Source organism: Lactobacillus nasalidis (assembly GCF_016587775.1).
Lineage (GTDB): Bacteria > Bacillota > Bacilli > Lactobacillales > Lactobacillaceae > Lactobacillus > Lactobacillus nasalidis.
The window spans coordinates 1-7,954 of sequence record NZ_BOCG01000621.1 but is presented as its reverse complement, the minus strand read 5'-3'; the positions used below and the strand labels follow the sequence as shown (position 1 = coordinate 7,954).

The window sequence follows — 7,954 nt, the reverse complement described above, 5'->3', positions numbered from 1 at the left end:
CTGAAGAAAAGCCGGCAGCCGACAGTGCTGAAAAGCCAGCAGCTGAAGCTGAAGCAGCCGAAAATGACAGCAAGTCTGAAGAAGCTGACAGCAAGGAATAAAACACATGAAACGTCCCTAGGGGACGTTTTTGTTTTGTCTGAGCCAATAAATTGCTAAAATAGTAGAGTAGTTGATTTTTAAGAGGTATCGCAATGAACAATATTCCTACAGTAATGATCCTTTTTGGCGGCAGCGGCGACTTAGCCCACCGCAAAATCTATCCGGCTCTGTTCAATCTCTACCGCCGGAACGTGATCCGCGACAACTTCGCCGTGATCGGCACGGCCCGGCGTCCCTGGTCGCATGAATACCTGCGCGAGCAAGTGGCCGCCGCAGTGCATGAAAGCATTCCGGACGTCGACGAAGCGCAGCTGACGGAATTTGCCGGCCACTTTTACTACCAGTCACATGACGTGACCAACGTCGAACACTACGTAACTTTGAAGCGGCTGGCCCAGGAACTGGATGAGCGCTATGAATGCGGCGGCAACCGCATCTTCTACATGGCCATGGCGCCGAGCTTCTTTGGCACGATTGCCGAACACATTGCCGACCAGCACCTGACCGGCAGCGGCTTCAACCGTTTGGTGGTTGAGAAGCCATTCGGGACGGATTTGGCCAGCGCGGAAGTCCTCAACCGGCAGATCCAGAGCTCTTTTGCCGAAGACCAGGTCTTCCGGATTGACCACTACCTGGGCAAGGAAATGGTGCAGAACATTCTGCCCCTGCGTTTTGGCAACTCCTTGATCAAGAAGGTCTGGAACGCCGACATGGTTAAAAACGTGCAGGTGACGCTGGCTGAGCGGCTGGGCGTGGAAGCCCGGGGCGGCTATTACGACAACTCCGGGGCCTTGCGCGACATGGTGCAAAACCACATTCTGCAGATCATTACCCTGCTGGCGATGCCGGAACCAAAAGACTTGTCAGACAAGGCCATTCACGCTGCCAAGGAAGACCTGCTGGCCTCCTTGCGGGTGCCGGGCGAGCAGGCGGTCAGGGACAACTTTGTCCGCGGCCAGTACCTGGGCACGGAAAATACTTTTGAATACGTCAAGGAACCGAACGTGGCGGAAGACTCCAAGACCGAAACCTATGTTGCCGGCCGGGTTGAATTTGGCCGCGGACCTTTGGCAGGCGTGCCGATTTACTTCAGAACGGGCAAGGAAATGCGCGAAAAGAAGACCCGGGTGGACCTGGTCTTGAAGAATGAGCCGGGCCTTTACGGAGACAAGGCCCAGGCCGACACGATCACGATTGAGATCGACCCGGCCAACCAGATCTACTTCCGCTTAAACGGCAAGACCATTGCCGGAAGCGACCTGCGGCCGGAAAAGCTGCGCTACCGCTTCAGCGAAAACGAGCAGGCCGAGGTGCCGGATGGCTATGAGCGCTTGATCCACGACGTCTTCGTCAACGACTCCACCAACTTCACCAAGTGGGAAGAACTCAAGCGCTACTGGGAATTCGTTGACGCCATCGAAGCTGCCTGGCAAGAGGAAAACGCAGCTGGCGGCAAGCCGGTCAAGTACCGGCCTTACTGCATGGGACCGGACACCAGCAAGATCTTTGCCGACCCGAAGGACGGCTGGATCTACCAATAATGGCTGACCGCGACCTGCTTCCCCAAAACGACTTCTCCCGGCGGATCATCCACCTGGACATGGACGCCTTTTATGCTTCAGTAGAGATGCGCGACCGGCCGGAACTGGCCGGCAAGGCGGTGGTGATCGCCCGCGACCCTCGGAAAACCGGCGGCCACGGCGTGGTTGCCACGGCCAACTACCGGGCCAGAAAGTACGGAGTCGGTTCCGCCATGGCGGCTGTTCAAGCCCTCAAGCTGATTCCGGCGCGGGAACTGGTCTTTGTTGAGCCGGACTTTGCGAAGTACCGCCGGGTTTCCGGCCAGGTCCATGACCTGATGCACGAGCTGACTGACCAGATCGAAAGCGTGGCCCTGGATGAGGCCTATCTGGACGTCACCAGGAGCAAGATGCCGGACAAGAGCCCGCTGCAGCTGGCCAGCTGGCTGCAGGAGCGGATTTTCCAGGACCTGCGGCTGACCTCGTCTTTCGGGGTGAGCTACAACAAGTTTTTGGCGAAAATGGGGTCTGAATACGCCAAGCCTTTCGGCCGCAGCTACATCAGTCCCGACCGGGCCCAGGCCTTTCTGGACCGGCAGGAAATCAAGAATTTTCCCGGCATTGGCAAGAAAACCCAGGAACGCCTGCAAAAGGAAGGGGTGCTGACTGGAGGGGATCTGCGCGCCTACGGCCTTGACCGGCTGCTGAAGAATTTCAAGAAGGCCGGCTACTACATGGCCCTGCATGCTTACGGGATCGACCTCAGTCCGGTGCGGGCCAGCCGCCAGCGCAAGTCGCTGGGCAAGGAACGGACCTTTGAGCCGGTGATCTATGACCAAGACCGGGCCCGGGCCTACCTGCGCGATTTCAGCAAGACGGTCGCGGCCGAGCTTGACCAGCGGCAGCTGCTGGCCAGGGTGATCATTTTGAAGCTGCGGGACCGGAATTTCAAGACCATCACCCGCCGGCAGATGATTCAGCCCAGCCGGGACCCGGACCTTTTTTACCAGCAGGCAGCCGAGCTCTTGGACAAGGAGCCGGAATTTCTGGCTGAAGGCATCCGCCTGCTGGGCCTGTCAGCCGGTGAATTAGAAGAAGCCCATTATCAAGAAATCAGTCTTTTTGCAGATGAATAGCTAAAAGGCTGTTTTTTTGCTAAAATAAAATTTTGAACTTATAAGGCAGAAAGGACGTCAGCATGAACACTTTTGACGAAATTTACAGCAAGATCGAGCAGTACTCCACCATCATCCTGCACCGGCATACCAATCCCGACCCGGACGCGATCGGCTCCCAGGCCGCTTTGGCCAAGAGCCTGCGTCTGCGCTTCCCGGACAAGAAGATTCTGTGCACCGGGGAAAACGATGTCGGCGATCTGGACTGGATCAACACGATGGACCTTGTCAAGGACGAAGACTACCAGGGGGCGCTGGTGATCACGACCGACACGGCCAACACGCCGCGGATTTCCGACCAGCGCTACCGGATGGGGGACTACCTGATCAAGATTGACCACCACCCGGACGTTGACCCCTATGCTGACATGTCTTACGTTGACTCCAAAGCCGCTGCGGCTTGCGAGATCATTGCTGATTTTATCGATCAAGAGCATCTGCCGCTCAACCGCGAAATCGCTCTGGCCCTGTACGCCGGCATTATCGGCGACACCGGCCGCTTCATGTACGACGCTACCAGCGCCCACACCTTTGAAGTTGTATCGCGCCTGATGAAGACCGGCATCGACATCTCCCAGATTGCCCGCAACGAAAGCGAGGTAACCTTCCAGCAGGCCAAGCTGCAGAGCCTGGCTTTGGAGAAGATGAAGCTGGATGACAGCGGGATGGTGGCCATTTCCGTCATCACCCAGAAAGACTTGCAGGCCCTGGGCGTCACCCAGCCTCAGGCTTCCGTGACCGTGTCGACTCCGGGCCGGATCAAGGGCATCTTGACCTGGCTGGTGATCGTGGAAAAAGACGACGGCACTTACCGGGTGCACTACCGGTCCAAGGGCCCTTACATTCACAAGCTGGCTGAAGCCCACGACGGCGGCGGCCATGAGCTGGCCTCCGGGGCCACGGCCCACGACCAGGCGGAAATTGACCAGATTTTCCAGGAATTAATCGAAGTAACCAAGAAATACAAGGAAGACCATGAATAACATTTTTACTGACAGCCGCTTAAGAAGCGAAATCCGCCAGGGTCTGGCCAAGATCGGCTTTACGCAGCCGACGCCGGTGCAGGCACAGGTGATCCCGGCCATGCTGAAAGAGGAGAGCGTGATCGTGCAGGCCGCTACGGGCAGCGGGAAGACCCACGCCTACCTGATCCCGATCTTAAACGCCATTTCTGAAGAAGACCGCTATGTCCAAGCCATCGTGACGGCGCCCAGCCGGGAACTGGCTGACCAGCTCTACCGGGTAGCCCGCCAGCTGCGGGATGCCAGCGGCTTAAACATCGCCATTGCCCACCTGGCCGGGGGCAGCGACCGGGACCGGCAGATTGCCAGATTTGAACAAAACAAGCCCCAGCTGGTGATTGCCACTCCGGGCCGGCTTTTAGACTTTGCCGACAAAAAGATCCTGGTCCTGGACAAGGTCAGAAACTTCGTGATCGACGAAGCCGACATGACCCTGGATCTGGGCTTTTTGGGAGACGTGGACAAGATTGCCGCCCGCCTGCCAAAAGATGTGGTCATGTCCGCTTTTTCAGCCACGATTCCGGTCAAGCTGACCGACTTCCTCAGAAAGTACATGGAAAAGCCCGAAGAGATCGTCATTGACAACCCGGCCGTGATCGCGCCGACGATCAAAAACGACCTGCTGGACATCGGCAGCAAGGACAGAAAGAAGATCGTCTACAAGCTGCTGACCATGGGGCAGCCATACCTGGCGCTGGTTTTTGCCAACACCAAGCAGATGGTTGACGAACTGGCCGACTATCTGGCCGGGCAGGGGCTCAAGGTAGCCAAGATCCACGGCGGCATTACTGAGCGGGAAAGAAAGCGGACCTTGAGAGAAGTCCGGGCCGGCCAGTACCAGTACGTCGTAGCCAGCGACCTGGCTGCCCGGGGGATCGACCTGCCTGGCGTCAGCCTGGTTGTCAACTATGAGATTCCCAAGGACCTGGAATTCATCATCCACCGGATCGGCCGGACCGGCAGAAACGGCCTGCCGGGCCATGCCGTGACCCTGGTCAGGGAAGAAGAGATGAACCGCGTTGGCGCCTTGGAGCACATGGGCGTGCACTTTGACTTCGTCGAAATCAAGGACGGGGAACTGGCTGAGCGGACTCACTACCGCCGCCGTGACAACCGGACGGCGTCAGGCCGCAAGCTGGACCCGCACATGAAGGGCGTGGTCAAGAAGGTCAAGTCCAAGCGCAAGCCTGGCTACAAGAAGAAGATCAAGCAGGCCATCCAAGAAGACAACCGCAAGAAGCGGAAGATTGAAGCCCGCCACGAAATGCGCCACCAGAAACGGCTGCGCAAGCGCAAGCGCAAGCGGGAACAAAACCGTTGACATTTTTTCTTGAAGTAGTAAAATTAGTGACGTTTAAGATATGTTTTTTGATCAGTCGATTCAAAGAGAGGACCGGCAGCTGAGAAAGGTTTATCACTGATCAGAAAATGCTCCTTAAAGTGATGATTTGAAGATAATTAAGAGGTAACAAGCATGTTGCAATCAAGGTGGTACCGCGTCACGAGCGTCCTTGAGAAAACGCAATTGTGCTTGTTTTTTGTATTTTTAGGAGATTTTGATGAAGAAATTAAACAGTTCAGAATTTCGGCAAATGTTCCTCGACTTTTTTGCTGAACACGGCCACATGGTCATGCAGTCAGCCAGCCTGATTCCAAAGGACGACCCGACCCTGCTCTGGATCAACTCCGGGGTAGCCACGATGAAGAAGTACTTCGACGGCTCTGTCGTTCCTAAGAACCGGCGGATCACCAGCTCACAAAAGTCGATCAGAACCAACGACATCGAAAACGTCGGCAAAACTGCCCGCCACCAGACCTTGTTTGAAATGCTGGGCAACTTCTCAGTCGGGGACTACTTCAAGGAAGAAGCGATTCCTTGGGCCTGGGAATTCCTGACCAGCCCGGACTGGCTGGACCTGGACAAGGACAAGCTTTACGTGACTGTTTATCCTAAGGATACTGAAGCCCACCGCATTTGGCACGAAGTAGTCGGCCTGCCGGAAAACCACATCGTTCAACTGGAAGACAACTTCTGGGACATCGGTGAAGGCCCTTGTGGTCCTGACTCAGAAATCTTCTACGACCGTGGCCAGGAAAACAACGACGTTCCTGAAGACGACCCGGAAAACTACCCGGGCGGTGAAAACGCGCGTTACCTGGAAATCTGGAACATCGTCTTCTCAGAATTCAACCACCTGCCAGACGGCAGCTACGTTGAACAGCCGCACAAGAACATCGATACCGGGATGGGCCTGGAACGTGTCCTGTCAATTCTGCAGGACGCCCCAACCAACTTTGAAACCGACCTCTTTTTGCCAATCATCCACGCTACTGAAGAAATGAGCGCGGACAAGAAGTACGGCGCAAACACGGCTGACGACACTTCATTCAAGATCATCGCCGACCACATCCGGGCCATCTCCTTTGCCATCGGTGACGGCGCCTTGCCAGGCAACACCGGCCGCGGCTACGTTCTGCGCCGGCTTTTGCGGCGGGCAGCCTTGAACGGCCGCAAGCTGGGCATCAACGGTGCCTTCCTCTACAAGCTGGTTCCGGTTGTCGGCGACATTATGAAGAGCCACTACCCAGAAGTCAGCGACCAGGCCGACTTCATCAGCAAGGTAGTCAAGAACGAAGAAGACCGCTTCGGTGCCACCCTGGAAGCCGGGCTGACTCTGCTGGACGACTTGATTGCCAAGGCCGAAAGCAGCGACGACAAGACCATCTCCGGCAAGGATGCCTTCAAGATGTTCGACACTTACGGCTTCCCTTACGAATTGACGGTTGAAGCCGCTGAAGACAAGGGCCTGAAGGTCGACAAGGAAGGCTTTGACGCTGAAATGGAAGCCCAAAAGGAACGGGCCCGCAAGGCCCGGGGCAACCTGCAATCCATGGGCTCACAAGACGAAACCCTGATGGAAATCAAGGACAAGAGCGTCTTTGAATACGGGGTCTACGAAGAAGAAGGCCAGCTGGTCGACATCATCGTTGATGACAAGCTGGTCGACAAGGCTGACGGTGAAAAGGCAACCTTGATCTTTGACAAGACGCCGTTTTACGCTGAACGGGGCGGCCAGGTGGCTGACCACGGCGACATCTACGACCAAGAAGGCAACCTGGTTGCTCGGGTAGTCGATGTGCAGCACGCGCCAAACGACCAGAACCTGCACTTCGTTGACGTGATTCTGCCGCTGGAAAAGGGCAAGACCTACAAGCTGAAGATCGACCGGGCCCGCCGGGAAGGCCTGCGCCACTCCCACTCAGCTACCCACCTCTTGCACGCAGCTTTGCGCCAGGTTTTGGGTGAACACACCCACCAGGCCGGGTCAGTCGTTGAACCAGACTACTTGAGATTCGACTTTACTTCCCTTGACCCGACCACGCCAAGAGAACTGAAGAACGTTGAAAAGATCGTCAACGAAAAGATCTGGGATGCCATCCAGGTCAAGACGACGGAAACTGATCCGGAAACCGGGAAGAAGATGGGGGCTTTGGCCTTGTTTGACGGCAAGTACACCGACAAGGTCAGAGTCGTGCAGATGGACGACTTCTCCATTGAATTCTGTGGTGGGACCCACTGTGACAACACCAGCCAGATCGGGATCTTCAAGATCATCTCTGAACAAGCCATCGGTGCCGGGGTCAGAAGAATTGAAGCCGTAACTTCCAAGCTGGCTTACGAATACCTGGCCGGCCGCTCAGAAATCCTGGACCAGATCCAGGCTGAAGTCAAGGCAACCAAGGCTGACGGCATTCAAAGCAAGATTGCCAGCCTGCAAGAAGACCTCCGCAGCGCTGAAAAGCAAAACGCAGCCTACGAAGCCCAAATCAACGCCTCCAAGGCCGGCAAGATCTTTGACCAGGTCAAGACGGTGGGCGACTTGACTGTCATCGCAACGATTGCTGACGTCAAGGGCATGAACGACCTGCGGGAAATCGCCGACCAATGGAAGAGCGAAGGCAAGTCCGACGTGCTGATCCTGGGTGCCAAGTCCGACGGCAAGGCAAACATGCTGATCAGCCTGGGCCAAAAGGCTCTGGACAAGGGCCTTAAAGCTGGCGACCTGATCAAGAGCGTGGCTGCCATCTTCGGCGGCGGCGGCGGCGGCCGGCCAAACATGGCCCAAGCCGGCGG

At 56.4% G+C, this 7,954-nt stretch carries 5 protein-coding genes; all 5 read left to right on the top strand.

The window, feature by feature from the left end:
* Positions 1-194 precede the first annotated feature (194 nt).
* Positions 195-1,643: a glucose-6-phosphate dehydrogenase gene (gene zwf / locus lacNas_RS11650; RefSeq protein ID WP_201330258.1), complete on the top strand. Its 1,449-nt coding sequence runs from the start codon at positions 195-197 to the stop codon at positions 1,641-1,643.
* The gene (gene dinB / locus lacNas_RS11645) at positions 1,643-2,758 is read left to right on the top strand and encodes a DNA polymerase IV (protein ID WP_201336314.1); all 1,116 of its coding nucleotides are present in this window, start codon (positions 1,643-1,645) and stop codon (positions 2,756-2,758) included. Before zwf ends, dinB begins: the two co-directional genes overlap by 1 nt.
* A 62-nt stretch (positions 2,759-2,820) precedes the next feature.
* Positions 2,821-3,780: a DHH family phosphoesterase gene (locus tag lacNas_RS11640; protein WP_201330049.1), complete on the top strand. Its 960-nt coding sequence runs from the start codon at positions 2,821-2,823 to the stop codon at positions 3,778-3,780.
* Positions 3,773-5,140, top strand: a complete 1,368-nt coding sequence (locus lacNas_RS11635) for a DEAD/DEAH box helicase (protein ID WP_201330048.1) — start codon at positions 3,773-3,775, stop codon at positions 5,138-5,140. Before lacNas_RS11640 ends, lacNas_RS11635 begins: the two co-directional genes overlap by 8 nt.
* A gap of 238 nt (positions 5,141-5,378) precedes the next feature.
* Positions 5,379-7,954, top strand: a 2,576-nt coding sequence (gene alaS, locus lacNas_RS11630; RefSeq protein WP_201346888.1) for an alanine--tRNA ligase, incomplete at its 3' end; no start/stop codon positions are given.

What these genes read in the sequence shown, in the direction of transcription:
- zwf (WP_201330258.1), top strand. Translation starts at nt 195, where the DNA reads ATGAACAATATTCCTACAGTAATGATCCTTTTTGGCGGCAGCGGCGAC.
- dinB (WP_201336314.1), top strand. Translation starts at nt 1,643, where the DNA reads ATGGCTGACCGCGACCTGCTTCCCCAAAACGACTTCTCCCGGCGGATC.
- lacNas_RS11640 (WP_201330049.1), top strand. Translation starts at nt 2,821, where the DNA reads ATGAACACTTTTGACGAAATTTACAGCAAGATCGAGCAGTACTCCACC.
- lacNas_RS11635 (WP_201330048.1), top strand. Translation starts at nt 3,773, where the DNA reads ATGAATAACATTTTTACTGACAGCCGCTTAAGAAGCGAAATCCGCCAG.